We start from the raw sequence: 21657 nt of genomic DNA on the forward strand, positions 1-21657 counted from the left end.
CTTTATTATCCTCCTTCATGTCTGGCTGTTAAGCCTCTCTTGGGTATTCGTTTATCTGAATTTACTCTATGCCTGCTCTGTCGGTTATATGTTGCCTCTGTCACGTTTTTAATGGCGAATATAGCGCAAAATAGTCGGCGAGGATTTTGTTGGCCGATGATGCTCCCGGGCGGGAAATAGCTGTATGTTATCTGTCGCTCAGCATAAAATAGAGTTTTCAGTCCTTAGATTAGGGCAGTGATGTCTGAGTGTTTGCCCTCGGTAGGGAAGAGGTTATATATGTTTCAGTCCAGTCAGCAAGAAGATACCGGTGCCGTGTTGTTTTTTAAGGGGCCCCGTGTTGTCAAAGAAATGCTTTACCCGGAATTTGAAGCGGTGCTCGACAATGTCGTAGGCCTCTCGGACTATAGCAGTCAGCGGGTTAAGGCTGTCTACCTTCGTATCAATGGCCAGCTTAATATCACCGGTGCCGTCTTCTTTTGTATCGAATTCAACGCCGAGGGTGAGGCCGATAAGCAGTGGAATATTCCCTTTATCCACCTGCTTGAAACCGCTTCTACTGGCCCTGATATGGGGGCTGGGCCGATCAAACTGGCCTGTTTTAGTCAGTGCCCGGTCAATTGGATGTCTGCTCAGATGTGGGACCCTGACCTCGGTCAGCAGCACAACTCATTTGCTATTTTACGCGATGTGGTCAGCAGCAACCGTTTGGGCTTGGTTCGCCAGCTTGACGCCGCGCCTGCGTGGTCACAGCCAACGCCCGGCAAGCCATTATTTACTCGCAGCGACCAGAGCGACACTGTCGAGCCGCCAGTGCTCGATGCCAGCAGCCAGGTATTAGCCCCCGGCGAGCAGCAGCTGGCCAGCGGCGCGGCCCACCAAGAGCAACTATCGACCCTGTTTAAGGCCAATCAACTGCAGTTGTCGACATTGAAGGCCGAGCAAAACCAGCAGTTAGTGGATATACATCACCATTACAAAGAGCAGCTGGCGGAACTACAGCAACAACTGCAGGCTGAAACAGACAGCCTATTATTGCATCAGGAGAAAAATGAGCGTCTCGAACAGCTGCAGCAGCAACAGTTACGGGAATTCACCGCCGCCAGAGAAACGTCTCAGCGGCAGATGTTGCGTGCTCGCAAGGGTGATAGCGAGAAGATCTCCCAATTAAAGCAGCAATTTGCTGCCGAAACCAAGGCTGCTGTGAGTGCCGCCTTGGCACCGCTGACCGAGCAATTGGAGCAGGCCAAGGTTGAAGAACTTTATCGACGTGAGAGTAATACAGCCTTGTTAGAGCAGATCGAACAGCTGCAGGCTGATAAGCAGCGATTGTTTGTTGAGGGCGGTGATCAGCTGCTGGCTAAGTTGGTTCGCAGTGGTATCCACTTTGTGGCCTTTCAGCCCGGTGCCGGTGAAATGAGTATCGACATCGAGCAGCTGTCAGATTATCTCGAGGCCCCCGATGTGTTTGCCGCCCAGCATTGTGACTGCGATCTCGACCGCTACCGCGATTGGCTCAGTCACTTCCAGGCCCCGATCTGTAATGAGGTTGCCGGTGGCAATCGTTGCGGCAAACCGGTGGCACGGGTAGATATGCCCAGCTATTTCATTGGCGGCGAAACGGATCGTTGCAGTTCCCACACGCTGTCGGCTAAAACCGTCAGCAAGATCATGTTCGGTGGTCGCTAGGGCTTATCGTCAAAAAATCGCAGAGGTAGCGCGTCCATGCACGAGGAGCTATTAGAGTTTGCTCAAACCCCGGTACAGGCGCTGCACTCGCCGCTGTTAACGCGTCAGCAGCTGCGCCTGTCGGTCAAGCGTTTAGACCTGCTCGATCATCATATCAGCGGCAATAAGTGGTATAAGCTCAAGCATAATTTGGCTGCAGCCAAGGCGCAAAATCTGACGACGGTCATCAGTTTCGGCGGGGCCTATTCTAATCATATTCATGCCCTGGCCTGTGCCGGCAGCAAGCTGGGGTTGCGCACTGTCGGGGTGATTAGAGGCGAGCGTATAGAGCCGCTCAACCCTACCCTCGCCGATGCAGAGCGTTGGGGTATGGAGTTGGTTTTTATCAGTCGTGAGCAGTACCGACACAAACGACAGCCCGAGTGCTTACATTGGTTGCAGCAGCGTTTTGGCAAAAGCTATATTATTCCCGAGGGTGGTGCTAATGCATTGGCCATCGAGGGCTGTGGTGATATTACTCGTGAGCTCGCCTGTCAGCTCCCCGATTATGATATTGCCGTGGTTGCCTGCGGTACTGCCGGCACCTTGGCGGGGATGGTGGCAGGGGCTGAGTCGGGGCGACAACTGCTCGGCATTGCCGTGCTCAAGGCGCATCAGTCGTTGCTTGAGGATATTAATCGCTGGCTGCAAGGGCGTCAGAATCTGCCTGAGTGGCAGCTGTTAGACGGTTTTCACTGTGGTGGTTACGCCAAGGTCGATGGCGAATTGGTCGTCTTTTGTGATCAATTTGAGCGGCAGTTTGGCATCACCTTAGAGCCAATCTACAGCGGCAAAATGTTCAAGGCCTTGTTTGCTCTGATCGAACAGGGCTATTTCCCCCCCGGCAGTCATATTGTTGCGGTGCATACCGGTGGCCTACAGGGGCTGCGTGGCATGAAGCCGCGTCTCGATAAATTGCGTTATTTGGCGCAGCAGGCGGATCAATGTTAAATCTTAATGAGCAGGAAATAATCGACACCTTGGCTCAGTTCTCACCGCTTAATGCTATGACTCGAGAGCATTTGAAAGGGGTGTTGCGATACTGTGAGTGGCTGCCCTATTGCCGCGATCAGCTCATCTTTCAGCCCGCCGACACTGACGGCCGCCAGCTCTACGTGGTGCAGGGGAGTGTGCTGGTCGACGATGGTGATGAGACTGAACTGATCAGGGCCGGCAGTGAGCAAAGCCTGTGGCCCCTCCCTGGCGGTTATCCGCGCAGTCATCGGGCCAGCGCCGTCGAGGACACCGTGCTGCTATCCATGCCGGCGCAGATGGTGGATTCACTGCTGTGTTGGAGTCATTGTGCGAGCTATTTATTGTTGGCCCTGCAGCGGGATAGTGGAGACCAGGGCGACCTTAATTGGATGACGACGCTGCTTAACTCAAACCTTTTTCACCGAGTTTCACCGCTTAACATGGCAGAAATAGTCGATCAGTTTTACCCACTGGAGGTATCTGATCAGCAGGTGATTGTCCGTCAAGGAGAGGTGGGGGAATGCTGTTATGTGATTAAGTCGGGTGCTGGCGAGGTTGTCGTTACCGATGCCGATGGTCATGAGCGATTATTGGCAACATTGGTGGCCGGTCAGTGCTTTGGCGAGGAGGCGATGCTGAATGATTTACCCCGTAATGCGACGGTGAGAATGACCACCGATGGGGTCTTGATGCGGCTGGATAAACCGGCATTTTATCAACTGTTGCAGCACCAGCATGCGACTCAAATTGGCTTTACTGAGGCGGGTAACAATATCGCCAGTGGTAGTATTTGGCTGGATGTAAGAACGCAGCAAGAGTATGAGCGTGGCCACTGCTATCGTTCGATAAATATGCCGCTCGATATTCTGCAGCTCAAATCGGCAATGCTGCTGGCGCATAAAAATTACATTGTCTACTGTAACAGCGGTCGTCGCAGCACGGCAGCGGCACAGCTGTTGGCTCGCTCTGGCATCCAGGTAAAAGTGTTGCGCAATGGTATTGATGACCTCGCCGCCAATCAGCAGTTATTATTTCAAGCCAGTTAGTGACCAGGCTGTTCTCAAGTAAAAAAAACCAGTTATAATCTAAGCACTATTTTTCTTGAGCAAATGCTATGAAGCCTTTTGAAACGGTTGGAATCATTGGTCGCTTAGGCAGTGAGTTAGTGCTGCATTCAGTGAGCGTGTTGCAACAACTGTTATTGTCGCGGCAGTTAAAAGTGTTGGTTGACGATGAGATTTCTCAGCACCTGGACCACAGCGCGATGCAGGTGGCCAGCCGGAAGCAAATCGGTGAGCAGTGCGATTTGGTGGTTGTTATCGGTGGTGACGGCAGTTTGCTGGGGGTGGCGAGAGCGATGGCTCGTCACGACATCCCTATTCTGGGTATTAATCGCGGCAAACTGGGTTTTTTGACCGATATCCACCCCGACGAAATCGAAGAAAAAGTGGGCGAGGTGCTGGATGGCCACTATCAGGTTGAGCAGCGTTTTTTGCTGGCGGTCAATGTCTACCGCGGCGGGGATTTGATCGCCTCCGGCAGTGCCTTAAACGATGTGGTTATCAACTCGGGTCGCTCCGCAAGAATGATTAATTTCGATCTCTATATGGGGGATGCCTACGTTTACAGCCAGGACTCGGATGGCTTGATTGTATCGACGCCAACCGGCTCCACTGCCTATGCGCTGTCTGGCGGCGGCCCGATCATGCATCCGGGCTTGGACGCTATCGCCATTGTGCCAATGTTTCCCCACACTCTCAGTGCCAGGCCAACCGTGGTCAATGGCAATACCGAGATCAAGGTCGTTATCGGCGACTGCCATCCCTATATCAGTTGTGACGGCCAGGTTCATCTTAACACCGCCCCCGGTGACGAGGTAAAAATCAGCAAAAAGTCAGAGCAATTGACCTTGCTGCACCCCCAGGATCACGATTTTTACGCTGCCTGCCGAGACAAGCTTGGCTGGAGCGAGCGGTTGTCGGATTAGCATGGCTGAGTTTCAGTCTGCCAGCGCCGAACAGTTCACCGGCTTCGACTTGGTGGGTGATGTTCATGGCTGCTATAAAACCCTGTTAGAGCTGCTTGAGACACTGGGCTATGTTCGGGTCAGAGGCACTTATCAATACCGTGATCAACAGCGTCCACGGCAGCTGATTTTTCTCGGTGATCTGGTCGATCGAGGGCCGGCAATCAGGCCGCTGCTGCATTTGGTCCGCGATATGGTTGAGCGTGGTTCGGCGGTGGTACTGATGGGTAATCATGAGTATCACACAGCGCTGTACTTAACTCCCAGTGAACAGGGCGGTTATCTGCGTCGTCATACCGACCACAGTAATAATATTATTGCCCAAACTCTCAAGCAATTCGCCAACTATGGTCAGGAGTTGCAAGAGTTTAAACAGTGGATGTCTGAGTTGCCGCTGTTCTATCAGCACCGTCATTTTCGTGCTGTCCATGCGTTCTGGGACGAAGACTTGATTGACCGTTTTGTCGGCGAGCATCATCGCGATAACCTCAGTCATCAACAGTTTGTGCAATCGGCATTGGAGCCAAAAGGTGATTGCGGCCGACTGGTCAAACGATTAACCACTGGCCTGACACTGGCGCTGCCTGATGAGCATGTTATTGTCGGCCGAGAGGGGCAGCATCGACGGCGTTTTCGGGTGCGGTTCTGGGGTGGTTTTGACAACCTGGGCGATACTGCCTTTCAGCCCGACCCGCTGCCCGACAGCCTCTCTCAGCAACAGTTGTCGGCGTCAACCCGCCAGTGGTTGAGTGAGCACCGCTACGGCCCCGAGCGCAGGCCATTGTTTATTGGCCACTACTGGCTGCACAATCAACCGCAGCAACAGTGTGAAAACATTGCCTGTCTCGATTACAGTGCGGTTTTAGGAGGGCAGTTAGTTGCCTACCGAATGGACGACGAAACCCGTCTTCACCGTGACAAATTTGTGACGGTCGATTATCGTGATTAGAGCGCCGGCGCCGTGTCGGTCGAGCTATCCAGACGTTATTATTAGGAAGCAGTTATGTCAGCTTATCGTGCGCTGAGCCTCTCTATCGATGAAAATATCGGAGAGTTAAGCCGTACCCTTTGGGCAATGAAAATCGAGCACCAGATCAGCGAGGAAGCTGGTCAACAGGTTGTTGACGTTTTTAAACAGGGTGATATCGAACAGGTTCAAGGACTTTATCAGCAGTTTCAGCAGGGCCTGCTAAAGCCACAGCAACCGGTAGCGACGCAACCCCGGCGGCGAATCAATTGGCGGCTGGTATTGACCGTGGTGCCAGTGACGCTGATGACGATTTTATTATCGATTGCCGGCACAGTCATCGTCTCCCTCGACGCCAGCCAGGGATGGATGCACTGGTTTACCTTTCAGGATTATTTTTTTCAGGGTCCAGAGCTGTATTTCATGCCGGCCCAAGACAGTTGGCAGACGCTGGAATTTTGGCGGTTATTGACCCCGACATTTTTGCATTTTGGGTTGTTACACATTGTCTTTAATATTGTTTGGATGTGGTTTTTTGGTCACCGGATAGAATTGATTCAAGGTCGCTATCAGCTGCTGGCGGTGGTGTTAATCACCGCCTTGGCCGCCAATGTTGCCCAGTTTATGATGTCGCCAAATACTATTTTTGGCGGTTTGTCCGGCGTTGATTCCGGTCTGGTTGGCTACGTCTGGGTATGGAGCCTGTTGCGCAGGGGTGAAGATTTTGCCGTGCCCAAATCGCTGATCTATATGATGCTGGTGTATTTAGTGGTGGCGGCCAGCGGTATTGTCACCTTCTTCAGCGGTACCTCGGTGGCCAATGCGGCGCACTTTGGCGGTCTGTTTGCCGGTATGGCGGTCGCCGCTGTCAGCGTTGCTATTGGCCGTCGTTACCGTTTACAGCCATGATATAATGGCGACAAATTACCGCTGTTTGATGATAGCCCAGCGGCCCCAGTTGAGGGCCTGTTGACGGGGATGTCGAGCAGCTTGAACGTATTGATAGAGGAGTAAAACCCGTGGATCTCGAAAAGATATTAGCCACCATCACGCCGGAAGTGTACGCCAATTTGCAGCGTGCGATTGAATTGGGCAAGTGGGCCGACGGCAAGGTATTGACCGTCGAACAGAAAGAATTGTGTATGCAGGCAATTATTGCCTACGGTGAGAAAAATTTAATTGAGGAAGATCGCACCGGCTTCGTCAATATGAGTGAGAAGAAAAAACAACAACGTGACAGCAAACTCAGCGATACACAAACCCTCGATTTTAAATAGCACGCTGTAGAGCAGATTTGTTGGAGAATTACTTGCCATTACTTGCCAGTGGTCAACTGACCAAAATGAACACCGAGCTGCAGCCTGAGGGCGTGCGTTATCAACTCCCTGTGGGTGATCAGTTAATCGATATGAACGCCTTGATTGGCCAGTCGCTACGGTTTGTGTTTCGCGGTGCCATCAACTGTAATGCCTGCGGTAAGAAAACCCGCAAGAGTTACAGTCAAGGTTATTGTTACCGCTGTGCGCAGACGCTGCCCCAGTGTGATAGTTGCATAATGAGCCCAGAAAAGTGCCATTACCATGCCGGTAGCTGTCGCGACAGTGGCTGGGGTGAGAAATATTGTTTTCAGGATCACTATGTCTACTTGGCTAATTCATCGGGCATTAAGATTGGTATTACCCGTGGCAGCCAAATACCGACGCGGTGGATGGACCAGGGTGCAATCCAGGCAAAGCCGGTGGCCCGGGTGAAAAACCGCTTGATGTCGGGCAAGGTGGAAGATGCTTTCAAGGCTATTTTACCCGACAAGACCAACTGGCGTAATTTACTCAAAGGCGACGCCGAGCCCCTCGATCTGAATCAGCTGTGGGCTGAGGCAAAGGATGAGTTGAGCGTGAAAATCGCCGGTTTAATTGCCGAGGTTGAGGCTGAAGTGCAGCATAAACTCGATAATAATGGCGACTTTAACGCCATCGAATTTCACGCCGATATCGAGTGGTTGGATGACAGTGACATTGTTGATATTCAATACCCAGTAACCCAGTACCCCGAGAAGGTCACCTCTCGGTCGTTGGATAGCGAATTAGAAAACAGCTATCGAGCGCTGTATGAACCGCTGTTTTTTCAACAGTTGCAGCAGACAGTCAGCGCCGTTGGTATTAATGCAAAGACTGAGAAAGCAGCGCAAAAGCTGTTTACCTCGACCATAAAGAAAGGTCTTAAAAAGGCATTTACTGTCAAGCCTGCGCTGGAAGCGGTGACGGCAGTGATCAAGAAGTTCCCGGAGCTTGCAGCGCTGGACAAAGCCGAGATCGAACAGCAATTCACCGCCGCGTTATCAGGCAGTGGTGAGATGTTAGGTGTTGTTGAGGGCAAACTCAACGGCATTAAGGGGCAGTATTTAATCTTGGATAGCGGCGTTATTAACATGCGTAAGTTCACCGCTTATCACTTAGATTTCTACGCCGAATAATAGCGCTCCGGCCACGAGCTGGGGCAATACTTGTTTTAGTTAGGATGTTTAGCCATGGAAAACGCACAGCCGGGTACAATTTACCTGAAGGATTATCAACAGCCCAATTATTGGATCAGCGAGACGCATCTGCGTTTTGAGCTGGCCGATAGCGACACGGTTGTGCGCAGTCGATTGAGTATGCAGCGTCGTGACGGTGTGGCCGAGGGCGCCGAGCTGGTGCTGCATGGCGTCGAGTTAACGCTGTTGTCGCTATTGGTGAATGGCGTCGATGTCGATCAAAGCCAATACAGTGTCGATGAACAAACGCTGACTATTCGTGGTTTGCCGGCTCAGTTTGAGCTGGAGTGTGTCACTCAAATCCAGCCCCAGGATAATACCTCGCTGGAGGGCCTGTATCAGTCGCGTACCATGTTTTGTACCCAGTGCGAGGCCGAGGGCTTCCGCAAGATTACCTACTATCTCGACCGCCCCGATGTGATGAGTGTGTTTACCACCACCGTCGTCGCCGACAAGGCTAAATACCCACTGTTGTTATCTAACGGTAATCCTGTGGATCGTGGTGATTTAGCTGATGGCCAGCACTTTGTCACCTGGCAGGACCCCTTTAAGAAACCGGCCTATTTATTTGCCGTGGTCGCCGCCGATCTGGCGTTGGTGGAAGACAGCTTTACCACCATGAGTGGCCGTGAAGTATCACTGCAGTTGTTTGTCGAGCCCAAGGATCTCGATAAATGTGACCATGCCATGCTATCGCTGAAAAATGCCATGCGTTGGGATGAGACCACCTACGGGCGCGAATACGATCTCGGTATTTATATGATCGTCGCCGTCGATGATTTCAATATGGGGGCAATGGAAAACAAAGGCCTCAATATCTTTAACACCTCCTGTGTATTGGCCGAGCAGAAAACGACTACCGATGCGGCATTTCAGCGGGTAGAGGGGGTTGTCGCCCACGAATATTTTCACAACTGGTCGGGCAACCGTGTCACCTGTCGAGATTGGTTTCAACTCAGTCTGAAGGAAGGCTTTACCGTTTATCGTGATGCAGAATTCTCCGCCGATATGAACTCGCCGACGGTGAAGCGGGTGGAGGAAGTGCAATTATTGCGCTCGGCGCAGTTTGCCGAAGATGCCGGCCCGATGGCACACCCGATTCGTCCCGCCTCGTTTATTGAAATTTCAAACTTCTATACCTTGACCATCTATGAGAAGGGTGCCGAGGTGGTGCGTATGATTGCCAATCTACTCGGTGAGGACTTGTTTCGCCAGGGCACCGATTTGTACTTCGACCGCTTCGACGGTCAGGCGGTGACCACCGATGATTTCGTCGCCTGTATGGCCGAGGTCAGTGGCCAGGATTTCAGCCAATTTCAGCACTGGTACGATCAGGCCGGGACACCTCAGCTGGATGTCAGCGGTGAGTATAATGCCGCCGACAAGACCTATACCCTCAGTGTCAGCCAATCCTGTCCGGCGACACCGGGCCAGGCCGATAAACCGGTATTCTTGATTCCCATGGCAACGGCTCTGGTCGGTCGTGACGGTTTGTTGCCGCTGACGCTTAACGGTGTCGACTGCGGTGAAGAAACCGTGCTGGCCGTCGATCAACAAAGCCAGCAGTTTGTCTTTGAAAACGTCACCGAGGCGCCGGTGCCATCGCTGCTGAGAAATTTCTCGGCTCCGGTGAAACTACGCTTCGATTACAGCCGCGAACAGCTGCTGATGCTGGCGGCGCGTGATAACGACGGCTTCTGTCGTTGGGATGCGATGCAGCAGTTGGCCGTGCAGATTATCAATGAGCAGGCTGTGGCCTGGCGCCAGGGTGAGGCGATCAGCGTCGACAGCTCCCTGCTAACCGCCATTAGAGCACTGTTAGGCGATGCTGAGGCGAATGATAAGGCGATGGTGGCCATGATGATGTCGCTGCCCAGCCTGGCGTATTTAATTGAGTTGTCTCAGCAGGCCGATATCGAAGCCTTACAGGCGGCGAGAGAGAAAGTACGCCTGGCTATCGCGGTAGAGCTGCAAAGCCTGTTGCTGGATTGCTATCACTCGAACGTGTCGACGGATGAATACCGCCCGGATGCGACGCAGATTGCGCAACGCAGCCTGAAGAATGCCTGTCTGAGCTACCTCAGTTTATTACCGGATCAGAGTGCCATCGAGTTGCTGCAGCAGCAGTACCAGCAGGCCGATAATATGACCGATACCATGGCAGCATTAAGCGCCATGGTGAATAGTGATGGCCCGAATGCGGCCAGTGCCAAGCAGGATATGCTCGATGATTTCTATCACCGCTGGCAGCAAGAGGCATTAGTGGTTAACCAGTGGCTGCAGGTACAGGCGGGTTGTGGTCTGGCCGGTGGCCTCGACCGTGTGAAGGCGTTAATGCAGCACCCTGCGTTCGATATTAAGAACCCCAACAAGGTGCGTTCCGTGGTGGCGGTGTTCTGTGCTCAGAATGCGATTAACTTCCACCACAGTGATGGCAGCGGCTATCAGTTCCTTGCCGAACAGGTGATCAGGCTGAACGAACTCAACCCACAGATAGCGGCTCGTATTATCACGCCGCTGACCAAGTGGCGCAGGTTTGCCCCGGCTCAGGCCGATAATATGCAGGCGGCATTAAAGCAGATTATGGCGGCGCCAAACCTGTCCAGCGATGTCTATGAGGTGGTGAGTAAAAGCCTGACGTAGGGCGTTAGGAAAAAACAAAAAAGCCGCCTTTATCGGCGGCTTTTTTGTCGCAGTCGTTGGTGAAAACCAAGGGGGTTTAGAATATCGCTTCGTGCGGAGGGGTGTCGCAGGAGACAGCAATACTAATGGTACCAGGGCCCAGGTTAACCGCACCGGTCAGCCCCATCATACAGGTAATCAGTTCGACACTCTTCTCCTCACACAGTGCTTGCAACGAGGCGAAGCCTTCAAATTCATTCAGTTTCTCGACATCGTCAGCAATACTGAGCACCACGGTATTGTGGCTCAGGCCTTTCTCTATCTGCTTGCAGGCAACACTGAACATTAAGTTGATGGCCTTGGTATGGCCACGAACCTTGGCGACAGGGAAGGTATCATCGTCTTTGGCGCATAGTATGGGGGTGATCTCTAATGCCTTGCCAAAGGTGGCGGCGGCCCAGCTGATGCTTTTATCACCGCGTTGCTTGATGCGGCTGCGCAAATAGGCGACATCCGGGGGTACGGCATAGGCATAGACCGTGTCTTTGAACTTCTCAACTGACTTTCGCAGCTCGGACTTGGTGACACCGTCTTGGATCAGTTCACTGGATTTAACCGCCAGCAGACCCTGGCCAGCAAATACGGTGCCGGTGTTAATGACGCGCATACCGAAGGTGGTATTGGGGTTGGCCTTGTACTTCTTATACTCACCAAGCACCTTAAAAGAGGCGTCTCTGGCGTTGCTAAATAAGGGGCTGCGACTCTGGGCAACAGTTTCAACCAGTGCAAAATCATGGCCGGGTACGAGTTTTTCCAGTACAAACTGGCTCATCTCGTCACTTTCCCAGGCGACGCTGTAGCCTTTTCTGTCATTGGCTGTCAGCTTCTGAGAGAAAAAGTCGCGCAGCACTTCAGGGTCTTTATTATCTACAAACTCTTTGCCATCGATGAGAATAGTAATAGGCAGGATTTCAATATTATTTTTATCGAGGTAGCTTTTCGGCAGGTCACAACCCGCGTCGACAACAAGAACAGCGCTCATAAAGTAACTCCAATAGCAGTGCAGTAAAGCCAGTACTCGGCGACTGAAGACCGGGATGGTCTCTACGGCGTCGTTGGTACTTTTGTTATGGTTTCGATTTTGCAAGAAAATATGTGGCGTGTCAAAAAACAACGACTGCATCACACAGTCAATATATTCAATCTGTTAATAGGTGCCAATGTACTAGGTGATAACTTGTTGTTTTAGAATGATATCGCGAAAACAAACAAGACAAAATTAATTTTAACCGTGACATGGCTATTTTGTAATATTGGTCAATCAGGCGGGGACGTGAGGAATCTGTCGACTGGCTCTCGAAAATGACTGTTAATCTATTTTATTGCTGAATGTTGCGCTACATCTCAGCCGTTAGGAGTGCTGGTACACAGCTTGGTAATAGAGTTAAGAAGATGATTTATAGGCACTATATACTGGAAAAAAAGTAATAAGCCCTGTTTGATAATCGCTTAAGGGCAAGGATGTGGTGTTGAAGAAGAAAATACTGTGGCTGTTGGCGACGGCAATGCCGGCGCTTTCGCTGGCCGCTGAAGAGGTTCAACCAGAACCCGTCAGTACCGTTGATGAGCAACAGCATGAGGTCTCTTATCATGTGTTGATGCTTGAGGTTATCGACCCCTATGCCGATGTTCATTCCGGGCCGGCCATGGGTTATCCGGTGCTGAATGTGATCGAGCAGGGAGAGACCGTCGAGGTGTTAACTCGCCGGCCGGATTGGTATGAGGTGCGAGATCAGCGTGGACGTCGCGGCTGGATCAGTGCCAAACAATTATCCCGTACCCTGCAGTCGACGGGTGAGCCTGTCGATCTGCCGTCTGTTGGCTATGGCGATTACTTAAAGAATAGCTGGCAGCTTGGTTTTTCTGCCGGGCAGTTTAGTGGTGGCGAGCTCAAGGGGGCAGACCTCTTTACCGTGGCGGCGGGTTATCGATTATTTTCATGGTTGTCTGCAGAGGCAGAGTGGGGGCAGCTGTACAGCGCTGACATTAAAGGCTCTATGTACGGAGCCAATATATTATTAGAGCCAATGTCACATTGGCGTTTGTCACCGGTATTGGTCTTGGGTGGCGGTAATATGGATTTACAAGAACAACCAAAATTGACGCCGTTGTTGGCAGATCAGTCCACTTTTTTCAATGTTGGGTTGGGTGCTAATTATTATATGGGGCGTAATTTTGTCATACGTGGTGAATACCGCTGGTATTCGATGAGTGAAGATAAGGCACTGGATATTGAATCATGGAAAATAGGCTTCAACGCGTTCTTTTAGCGACAAAATCAATACTGTTAGCTTCAGCTATCGTGGGCAGCAGTGCTGTTGCTGCCGACGGAGAGATAACCGCTTCGTCGATTGATAGCGAGGTGTTTGATGCTGGTGTGTATCTGGGTGTGGTCAATATCGATAATTTCTCCAGCGAGGCGGTGGTTGGGGCGGCGCTGACTTTTCAGGCGTCGGAGTCTTTTTTCTTACAATTTACCGGTGCTATGACGGCAGAAACAGCGCCCTCCTCTTATGAGAAAAGTCAGGGTGAGCTGTTTACTGGCAGTGATCGATCCTATCGCAGCTATGATTTTTTGTTAGGCTATAAATTGCTCAAGGGTGAGGTGTTTCTTACCGAGGGTAACCCCAGTCTTGGTTCGCTCTATCTTATCGGTGGCGTGGGTAACAGTGATTACGGTGGTGAATCCAATTTCACCTATACCGTCGGTGTAGGGTATCAAATAGAGTTTATGCGTCGCTACGTTTGGCGTCTGGATTACCGTGACCGTATCTACAGCTCGGATTTATTATCCAAGGATAAGACAGTGCATAATACTCAGTTAACGACGGGCTTGAGTTACTTGTTCTAGCGTTAACGGTTAACAAAAAAAAGAGCCTAGGCTCTTTTTTTTGTGCTCAACATTAAGCGAAATTAGAAGCGGCAAAAAAGGCCGAGGCCTTTTCCACCGCTATGGGAGAGGGTGCTTATTGCAGATTATAAACACTGAAGATTGATGCTGGTTTGAAATTTAAAATTTGACTCGGTGGTGTGTCGCTCAGCGAAGAAAAGGTCGAAGCTGTAGCGGTTGCCCACGTCGATACCGAGGTCGTCGGCAATATCGTCGAGGCTGATGGTACGTTCGATGACGCCGTGAACGCCACCAATATCGATGGCTAAGATGCCGTTAATGTAGACAAATAAATCATCGTCGCCGCGGAAGGTAAAAACCTCACCACCGTTATAGTCGAACTTCAAATGGGTTTCGAGGGTGAAGTGATAATTGTGACCATTGATCTTGTCCTCGGGTTTTGGCTTCCAGCCGCCCCAGCCACCTTCCGGTTGAAACCAACCGTTGAGGCTGGTGATTTCATCGCTTCTTAATATGGGGTCATCCCAGCCCATATTATCAATGGGGAAAAAGCTACTATTGCTGTATTCCCACACATTGGGTGCGATTTCTGTCAATTGAAGAGACAGTGGGATGGCAATGTTTACCTGCTCAACATTGCGGTACCACTGATCGAAATTATATTTTCCTGTGGTTGTTTCGGTGTCGCTGTCACTGGCGTAAACGGGGCGACCATCACTGCCCAGTTCGCGCTCAACAATACCGTAGTCCTCACCAATAAAGGCTTCAAAGTCAGGGTGAGAGGCCTTGAAGTCTCGTATGACAATGGGGATTACCCGCTTGCCGATATCGCCTATCTTGCATTCGCAGGCATCGCCGTAATCACCGTCGGCGGCCCAGCCGGAGCTTAGGGCAAGGGTTGATACCGCAGTTGTAAGCAAACTCTTTGTGGCAAATCGCATAGGGCTGGTCCTTGATGTCGACATTAGAAGCGATAATTCAGTGTCACACTGGCTTCGAGGTTGTTGGTGATTTTTTGATCATTGAGAAAATCGCGCTGAAAAATAATATCCTTGAAGTCGATACTGCCGGCTAGGCTGGGGCTAAGCAGCAGTCGATAGCTGGCGCCAACAATGGCGCCAACGTTGCTGTCACCGGCAAAATTAATGTTGCTGGCGCCGGCTAATAAGAAGATACCTGAGGTAAATTTATGGCCGCCCATATAGCTTCTGCCGGGCAGGATGTTGTAACCGGCGAGCAAGTTGGTCTGGCTAAACGTTCGTTCGCCGCTCTTGATAAAAGAGCTGCCGCTATTTTTTTCGAATTCAGCTTTTTCAATATTGCCGGTAGTGTAAGCGAGCTGTGCAAACAGTCTGTCGGAGATAAAATAATTAAGCTGTAGGCCGTAGTTGTAGCTGCTACCAAAATCTTCAACCGACAGGGCGCCAGCATTGATGCCAATTTCTATGTCGTGACGCTTATAGCCAATTCTCTGGGTTTTAGTGTGTTGAGACTTTGGCTCTATGATTGTGACGCTGTCGTTACTGATAGCCTGGCTGTCTGCGGTGGCGGTAAATGACAGAAGGCAGCTGGTCAGCATTAAAGATGACATGGGTAATAAAAAGCGTGGCAACATCGGTGTCTCATTAATAATTTATTTTTTTACATTCTACCTGATGAATGTAAAACCTACCGAGAACCAGTACGATGCCAAGTGTTAACGAAATCACTATATGGCTTGTTTTTAAGTGGTTATGATGAAAAATGAGTGCTTGTCGTCGTTTTTGCTGCAACTATCTTCGAAAGATGTGAGCAAACCGATAAAAATTAAAATTGAATAATATTTCTAATAGCATTTTTTGCATAATTCTCTGACAACAATATAATTTGTTTTGCTTGGATGTAAATATGTCGCTTGATCTCATCTATAGGCTCGCCTTGTCGATGCTGTTTGTTCTGACTGTCGCGCTTTATTCGATATTGGCCTATGCCGAGGGTGATAGTAATGTGGATTTTTCTGTACAGAAAATATCTGAGGCTGAAGCCAGTGCTCGCGCAGAAGTACTGCGCCTGTCGAATGAGATTCAATCACTGAAGAAAGACGTGATTGCCATCAATCAGACCGTGAGGGTGATGGAAGAGAAGATATTGTTCCCAACCACGACCAAATATGCGGTGTTCTTATCGGTTAAAGGGGGGGAGTTTTTCAGCTTGGAGAGCGTTAAATTAAAGCTAGATGGCAAGCTGGTTGCCTCCCATCTTTACTCGGAGAAGCAGCGAAACTCTCTCAAGCGAGGCGGTGTACAGCAACTTTATATCACCAATATTAACCAGGGTAAGCATTCGGCGACGGCCTTCTTTACTGGTTTTGGTAGTGATGGTCGTCCCTATAAGCGTGCTCAGAGCCTCGACTTTGTAAAGTCGGGTTCCGGCCAGTATTTAGAGCTATCGATAGTGGATGATTTTTCTAAGCAGGAACCCTCATTTGAAATTACCCAGTGGTAACCCGATGAAGCCTCTGATGTTGTTGTTAATTTCCGTATTTTTTCTCAGCGTCAATGCAGTGGCAAACCCTGTTTTAGTTGCTTATTCTGAGGCTGAAATCGAACAGCAACGCCAGCAGCTTGCCTACGGTGAAGTGCTGTTTCATTATTATTCTCAGGATTATTTTTCGGCTTTAATCGGTCAGAGCTATCTACGTCACCAGAGTAATCGTCTGGCACTGTCTGCGGATGGTCGGGTGTTAGAGGGGGGGATGCTGCTTTCCTACGGTGTAGCCGATGAGGCCTATACCATTTTTGATCAGTTGCTGGCGACCAATCAGCCGGAGTTAACCGCCAACCGGGCCTGGTATTATCTGGCCAAGTTGCAGTACCACAAGTCGAATAATACCGCTGCGCTACAGTCGCTGAGTAATGTCTCTGGTAATATCCCCGCCGACTTACACCCCCAATATCACTACCTGGCCAGTCTGCTCAATATCTCTGGTTTACACCTAACGGCGGCAGAGGGTTTTTTGCAGGGGGCGCTAAAGGACACGCCTTACTATCCTTATTTAGTGTTTAATATCGCCATTGCCAAATTACGTCAGGGCGATACCGCTGCGGCTGCGAGGGGGCTGCATGAGGTGGCTGCTATCGCCGGTATCAGTGTAGAGACAGCGGTGTTGGCCGACAGAGCTCGGCACGGTCTGGCGCAGATTGCGATTGGTAATAAAAATTACGCCGAGGCCTGGTTTCAACTGCAGGATATTCGCACCACTGGCCTGTATTCCAATCGTGGCTTACTCAGTTATGCCTGGGCTGCTATAAAGCTCAAAGACTTTAATCAAGCCGTTGCTGCTTTGATGGCCTTGGATAATCGCTCGATTGCCATCGCCGAGGTGCAGGAGGCCAAGGTGTTATTAGGCCATTTGTATGAGCAACAAAAAGCACCGAGAATGGCGCTTAAGCACTATTTGTTAGCCGAAAAAGAATTTAAACATGGCGTCAACTTGGTAAATCAGGCGAAGGCGATTATTGCCAAGCAAGATGTACCGCGTGAGTTTGTCACCAATCTCGAAGCCATTATGGATGAGTCAGACTGGTATGGCTCTCAACCAACGGTGGATTACAGTAAGCTGACACCGTTTCTGATCGATTTAATGGCCAGCAACGCTTTTCAAGAGACGCTACGTGAACTGGCAGATCTCTATGCGATACAAAAAAATCTTAATTATTGGCATGGTCAAAAGCAGCAACACCTGCTGGTTGTCAATAATCGCGACTCCATCAAAGCCTATAACCGTGTTAGGGAAGTGCGTGATAGCAGTCGCAATGTTTCTGAGCAATTGGCCGAACAGTTTGCAGAATTCAACCTCTATACGCTGGTGCTTGAACCCGAGCAAAAAAAGCGTTTCACCGCGCTGCAGCAGAGCACGGGTAAACAATTGGTGCTGCTGAATAGCCGCATTAACCAGTTAGAACAGCTAAAAAAACCCTATGTTCAGCTACCCGAGAACAAAGTATTGGTAACCGATACCCATCGTCGTATCAGTCAGTTACAGCAGCGAACCGACGGTTATATTCGTCGCTTGGAGCCGGTAATGCGCCAGCTGGTTGATGCCGAATTAGACAAACATTTAGATCGTATGAGCTATTACTGGGCGCAGGCAAGATTAGCCAAGGCACGCTTATATGACACCACGCTGATGACGTTAGATCAGGCAAAACAAGGGCAACAGGCGGTAGATAGCTGATGAATATTGATAGTAAGCAAGTAATGATGCGCTCTAGGGTTGCCGTTGGCGGTGTGCCGTTAAGGCGGTTTATCGGTGCTGTTGCGGTATTGCTGTTGTCGGCCTGTGCAGGGCAGAGCCAAAAGATAGGCAGCCTCAATTATCAGGTGAAAGAGGAGCAACCTATTGCCTTCGATCAGCTCGATCATCAGCAGGTCCGGGAAGAGTATCAAGAACTGCTCGACCTGTTTAAAGACGATGAACTCAAAGAGCAAATTGAGCGCCGTATTGCCGATGTTTATATGCTGGAAGGTCAGCACCAGCAGGTGGCCACCCCAGTAAGCAGTAAAAGTTATTATAAAGAGGCGATTCTATCCTACCGGGAAGTGCTGAAAAAATACCCTAACTCGCCGGATAATGCCGATGTTCTCTACCAGCTAGCCAAGGCTTATGACATGGATGGCGAGGCCTACAAGGCACGTGATACCTTGTTAGAATTAACCACTAAGCACCCGCAGTACAGTTACAATACCGAGGCCTATTTTCGTCTTGGCGATATTTATTTCAACGATAAAAAATACCGTGATGCCGAACGCTTTTATCAGCGCTCACTGGCGGCGGATACCACCGCATTAGGTGCTAATGCCTATTACATGTTGGCGTGGTCACAGTACAAGCAGGGTGCTTATCAAGAGAGTTTAACCTCGTTTTATGCGGTCATATCGGCGCTGCTCGATAATGGTATTACCGTTGATCAACTGCCAGCGGCGGATAAGCCGTTACTCGATGACACCATCCACTCGATGAGCTTGGCGCTGGCACAGCAGGGCGGAACGGACTCAATCAATGACATACAAGACTTGGCGAAACAGCCCTATGTGTGGATGATTTACCAAGACTTGGCCAACTATTACCTTGAAAAAGAACGCTACGAGGATTCCGCGGCAACCCTGCGAAACTATGTCGGGCGTTATCGTGATAATGACAAGTCTCCAGAGCTGCATCGTCAATTAATTGCCAGCTATGTCGCCGGTGGCTTTCCGCAACAGGCGCGGCAAGAAAAGGCCTCTTATATTGATTATTACTACGACAACCAAACCATTGGTAATCGTGTCGATATAGAAAAAAATATTCAGCAGTATATTCAGCAGCTGGCCAGCTTCTATCACGGCAGTGGTCAGCATTTGATGGTCGAGGCTACGAATTTAGAGCCGAGCAATAAAAAGTATAAAAAGATTCACAGCCAGGCACTGGCAGATTTTTCTACCGCCGCCTCTTATTACCAGCGTTACATCGATTACTACCCACAGGGTAAGCGTGTTGCGGAATACACCTTTTTAACCGCTGAGACATACTTCTCTGCCCAGCAATATGCCCAGGCCATTGCCGCCTATGAGCAGGTTGCCTATGTCATGGGTAATACCGGCAACTATGCCGCGGATGCGGGTTATGCTGCCATTGTGGCTTATCAGCAGCAGATTGATGGCTTGAACGAGGGCAGCCGCAAGGCTAAAAACACCCAGGCCAAGGCCGCAGACAGCATGCTCAAATTTGCCGCCAGCTTCCCCTTGGATAAGCGCTCTGGTGCAGTATTGACCAATGCGGCGGAATACTTGTTTGGTATTGAGCAATACCAGCAGGCGATCAATGTTACCGCAGGGTTGATTAACAAGGGTGACGCCATCGATGGCGAATTGCGCAAGACCGCCTACGGCATTACCGCCCACTCCTATTTTAAATTGAATAACTTCGCCTTGGCCAGCAACTACTACCTAGAGCAGCGCTCGATGGTGGCGGTCAACAGTGAAGAGTATGAGCGTATTTCTGAACGGGTGGCCACGGCGGTTTATCAACAGGCTCAGCAGCTAAAGGTTGAGCAGCAAAAACCTGAGAGCACGGTTGCCAACGATCAAATCATTGCCCTGTTATTGAGTATCAAAGAGTTGGCTCCGGCAACAGCGGTTCGCGCCGTGGCGCAGTACGATGCCGCCACCTTATTGCTGGCTGAACAGCAGTGGCAGCAGTCGATTGATCTGCTAACCGATCTCAGTATGAATTTTTCGCAGCATAAGCTGGCGAAAGAATTTCCCCGTAAGCTGGCCTTTGCCTATGAGAAAAGCGGTGACCCCAGTCAGGCGGCCAATATGTATCTCAGCCTCAGTAAGAAGGATGGCGATGCCGAGGTCAGGCGCGAGGCGCTGTTTATCGCCGCCAAACTCTACAAAGAATTAAAAGACTACGACACCTCGATCATCTTATTTAAGCGCTACGCCCACGCCTATGAGAAACCGTTTGATACGCGGATGGAGGCTCGCTATCAACTGGCGCAAAACTATCAGTTGCAGGGCGATAAAATTCGCCACCTGTACTGGTTGCGTCGGGTCATTGATGGTGATGCCAAGGGGGGGAGTGCTCGCACCGCGCGCAGTCAATGGCTGGCGGCTTGGGCCTGTGTTGAATACGGCGATTATTTTGCCTGGGAGTTTTCTCAGCGTCGCTTATATCAGCCGTTAGAAAAAAGCCTGCCACGTAAAAACGAGTCATTACAGGCGGCAACCAGCCGCTATCAACAGGCGGCGGAATACGGCATTTTAGAGTTCACCACCCAGTCGAGCTATAAACTGGCAACACTGTATGCCACCTTTGCCAGCGACCTCAGAAAGGCACCGGCGCCGAAGGGCTTGTCCAGTGGTGACCGTCAAATGTTTGCGGCGATCATCGAGCAACAGGCCGCTCCTTTCGCCGGCTTGGCCGATGAGTTGTTGCTCAGTAATATCGTCCGCGGTTGGCAGGGTGAGTTCAATCCCTGGATAAAACAAAGTTTTGATGACATGGCGTTACGTCATCCTATTCGTTTCGGAAAACAAGAGATGGAGGTCGCATACGGTGATCAGATTCGTTAATAGTCAAAGTCTGGCGGTGGCGTTTTGTAGTCTGCTGTTAACCGCCTGTGGTCAGGTGCAGCAGGCCGAGCCTGAGCCGTTGGTTAATCAAAACCGCTCGGTGCTGGAGACGCAGGTGTCGATTGCCGAGAGTGAGGCGGTGCCGGTGGCGGCACCGAAGGCCGCCAAAAGTTTAATCGACAGCCTCGACTTCCTGCCACAGCCGCAGTCGCAGACTGCCGGCAGCGTGGGTTATCAGGCGCTGGCCAACCCCTATGAAGCGCAGGAGGGGGCGATAGCAAAAGAGTCGATCGGCCAGTTTATTGCCATCCGTCGGGCGCTGAAAAGCGAGCAGCATGAACAGGCTCGCAGCCTGCTGTTGGCGCTGACAGAGTCCGATGCGACGCTGTCTGGCCCCTGGGTTTTGTTGGCCGACGGTTATCGTAGAGAGGGTAAGCAGCAGCAGGCAATCGAGGCGTATCAGCAGGGTCTGGCGATCAATTCGCTCAATGTTAACGGCTATATTGGCCTGGCTATCAGCCAGCGAGTTGAGGGAGATTTTATCGCCGCGCAGCATACTTACGTCAAGGCACTTACCGTGTGGCCCGATTTCCCCGAGGCGCATTTGAATATCGCTATTTTGTATGATCAATATCTTAACAAACCGTTAAAGGCCCAGCGCCATTTTGAGGCTTACCTGTATTTGGCAGCTGAGCAAGATGAGCAGGCAGTGCAGTGGCTGGCCGAGTTGCAACAACGTACCGGCCAGGCGTTGGTGTTGCAGCGTCAGGCGGTGACCGTGGTGGCAGAAAATTAAG

Annotated in this window: 18 protein-coding genes; 15 read left to right on the forward strand and 3 right to left on the reverse strand. The window is 50.7% G+C overall.

Going from position 1 to position 21657, the window contains the following annotated elements:
* The first annotated feature begins 279 nt into the window (after positions 1–279).
* The 9 genes from L9P87_RS13070 (at position 280) to pepN (ending at position 10872) form a co-directional block, all read left to right on the forward strand.
* Entirely contained in the window at positions 280–1689 is a 1410-nt protein-coding gene (locus L9P87_RS13070) for a hypothetical protein (protein WP_237445186.1), read from the forward strand.
* Between the two features lie 36 nt (positions 1690–1725).
* A complete protein-coding gene (locus L9P87_RS13075) occupies positions 1726–2679 on the forward strand; it encodes a 1-aminocyclopropane-1-carboxylate deaminase/D-cysteine desulfhydrase (protein WP_237445187.1) in 954 nt (317 codons plus the stop codon).
* Positions 2673–3749, forward strand: a complete 1077-nt coding sequence (locus L9P87_RS13080; RefSeq protein ID WP_237445188.1) for a cyclic nucleotide-binding domain-containing protein — start codon at positions 2673–2675, stop codon at positions 3747–3749. Before L9P87_RS13075 ends, L9P87_RS13080 begins: the two co-directional genes overlap by 7 nt.
* A gap of 68 nt (positions 3750–3817) precedes the next feature.
* On the forward strand, positions 3818–4690 hold the full coding sequence (locus L9P87_RS13085) for an NAD(+) kinase (RefSeq protein ID WP_237445189.1): 873 nt from the start codon (positions 3818–3820) through the stop codon (positions 4688–4690).
* 1 nt (position 4691) lies between these two features.
* On the forward strand, positions 4692–5678 hold the full coding sequence (locus L9P87_RS13090) for a metallophosphoesterase (protein WP_237445190.1): 987 nt from the start codon (positions 4692–4694) through the stop codon (positions 5676–5678).
* 54 nt (positions 5679–5732) lie between these two features.
* Positions 5733–6605, forward strand: a complete 873-nt coding sequence (locus L9P87_RS13095; RefSeq protein WP_237445191.1) for a rhomboid family intramembrane serine protease — start codon at positions 5733–5735, stop codon at positions 6603–6605.
* Positions 6606–6715: 110 nt separating this feature from the next.
* Positions 6716–6973: a YeaC family protein gene (locus L9P87_RS13100; RefSeq protein WP_237445192.1), complete on the forward strand. Its 258-nt coding sequence runs from the start codon at positions 6716–6718 to the stop codon at positions 6971–6973.
* A 32-nt stretch (positions 6974–7005) separates the two neighbouring features.
* The gene (locus tag L9P87_RS13105; RefSeq protein ID WP_354001900.1) at positions 7006–8169 is read left to right on the forward strand and encodes a DUF2797 domain-containing protein; all 1164 of its coding nucleotides are present in this window, start codon (positions 7006–7008) and stop codon (positions 8167–8169) included.
* 54 nt (positions 8170–8223) lie between these two features.
* Positions 8224–10872, forward strand: a complete 2649-nt coding sequence (pepN, locus tag L9P87_RS13110) for an aminopeptidase N (protein WP_237445193.1) — start codon at positions 8224–8226, stop codon at positions 10870–10872.
* A 76-nt stretch (positions 10873–10948) separates the two neighbouring features.
* Here pepN and L9P87_RS13115 read toward each other — a convergent pair whose 3' ends face one another.
* Entirely contained in the window at positions 10949–11893 is a 945-nt protein-coding gene (locus L9P87_RS13115) for a DegV family protein (RefSeq protein ID WP_237445194.1), read from the reverse strand.
* Between the two features lie 487 nt (positions 11894–12380).
* Between L9P87_RS13115 and L9P87_RS13120 the strand changes: the two genes are divergently transcribed.
* Positions 12381–13181 carry an SH3 domain-containing protein gene (locus L9P87_RS13120; protein ID WP_237445195.1) on the forward strand — a complete coding sequence of 267 codons (801 nt, stop codon included), beginning with the start codon at positions 12381–12383 and terminating at the stop codon, positions 13179–13181.
* The gene (locus tag L9P87_RS13125) at positions 13151–13762 is read left to right on the forward strand and encodes an outer membrane beta-barrel domain-containing protein (protein ID WP_237445196.1); all 612 of its coding nucleotides are present in this window, start codon (positions 13151–13153) and stop codon (positions 13760–13762) included. Before L9P87_RS13120 ends, L9P87_RS13125 begins: the two co-directional genes overlap by 31 nt.
* A gap of 125 nt (positions 13763–13887) precedes the next feature.
* Here L9P87_RS13125 and L9P87_RS13130 read toward each other — a convergent pair whose 3' ends face one another.
* Both L9P87_RS13130 and L9P87_RS13135 read right to left on the reverse strand, forming a co-directional pair.
* The gene (locus tag L9P87_RS13130) at positions 13888–14703 is read right to left on the reverse strand and encodes a fibro-slime domain-containing protein (RefSeq protein WP_237445197.1); all 816 of its coding nucleotides are present in this window, start codon (positions 14701–14703) and stop codon (positions 13888–13890) included.
* 23 nt (positions 14704–14726) lie between these two features.
* On the reverse strand, positions 14727–15353 hold the full coding sequence (locus L9P87_RS13135; RefSeq protein ID WP_237445198.1) for an outer membrane beta-barrel domain-containing protein: 627 nt from the start codon (positions 15351–15353) through the stop codon (positions 14727–14729).
* A gap of 296 nt (positions 15354–15649) precedes the next feature.
* Between L9P87_RS13135 and L9P87_RS13140 the strand changes: the two genes are divergently transcribed.
* From L9P87_RS13140 to L9P87_RS13155, 4 genes are read left to right on the forward strand one after another with little or no spacing between them, the layout of a single operon-like run.
* Positions 15650–16246 carry an AraC family transcriptional regulator gene (locus L9P87_RS13140; protein ID WP_237445199.1) on the forward strand — a complete coding sequence of 199 codons (597 nt, stop codon included), beginning with the start codon at positions 15650–15652 and terminating at the stop codon, positions 16244–16246.
* Positions 16227–17978, forward strand: a complete 1752-nt coding sequence (locus L9P87_RS13145) for a tetratricopeptide repeat protein (RefSeq protein ID WP_237445200.1) — start codon at positions 16227–16229, stop codon at positions 17976–17978. Before L9P87_RS13140 ends, L9P87_RS13145 begins: the two co-directional genes overlap by 20 nt.
* Entirely contained in the window at positions 17978–20860 is a 2883-nt protein-coding gene (locus L9P87_RS13150) for a tetratricopeptide repeat protein (protein ID WP_237445201.1), read from the forward strand. The genes L9P87_RS13145 and L9P87_RS13150 overlap by 1 nt, the downstream gene beginning before the upstream one ends.
* The gene (locus L9P87_RS13155; RefSeq protein ID WP_237445202.1) at positions 20844–21656 is read left to right on the forward strand and encodes a tetratricopeptide repeat protein; all 813 of its coding nucleotides are present in this window, start codon (positions 20844–20846) and stop codon (positions 21654–21656) included. Before L9P87_RS13150 ends, L9P87_RS13155 begins: the two co-directional genes overlap by 17 nt.
* The last annotated feature ends 1 nt before the right edge of the window (position 21657 follow it).

This window comes from Sinobacterium norvegicum, from assembly GCF_923077115.1.
GTDB classification, from domain to species: Bacteria; Pseudomonadota; Gammaproteobacteria; order Pseudomonadales; family Sinobacteriaceae; genus Sinobacterium; species Sinobacterium norvegicum.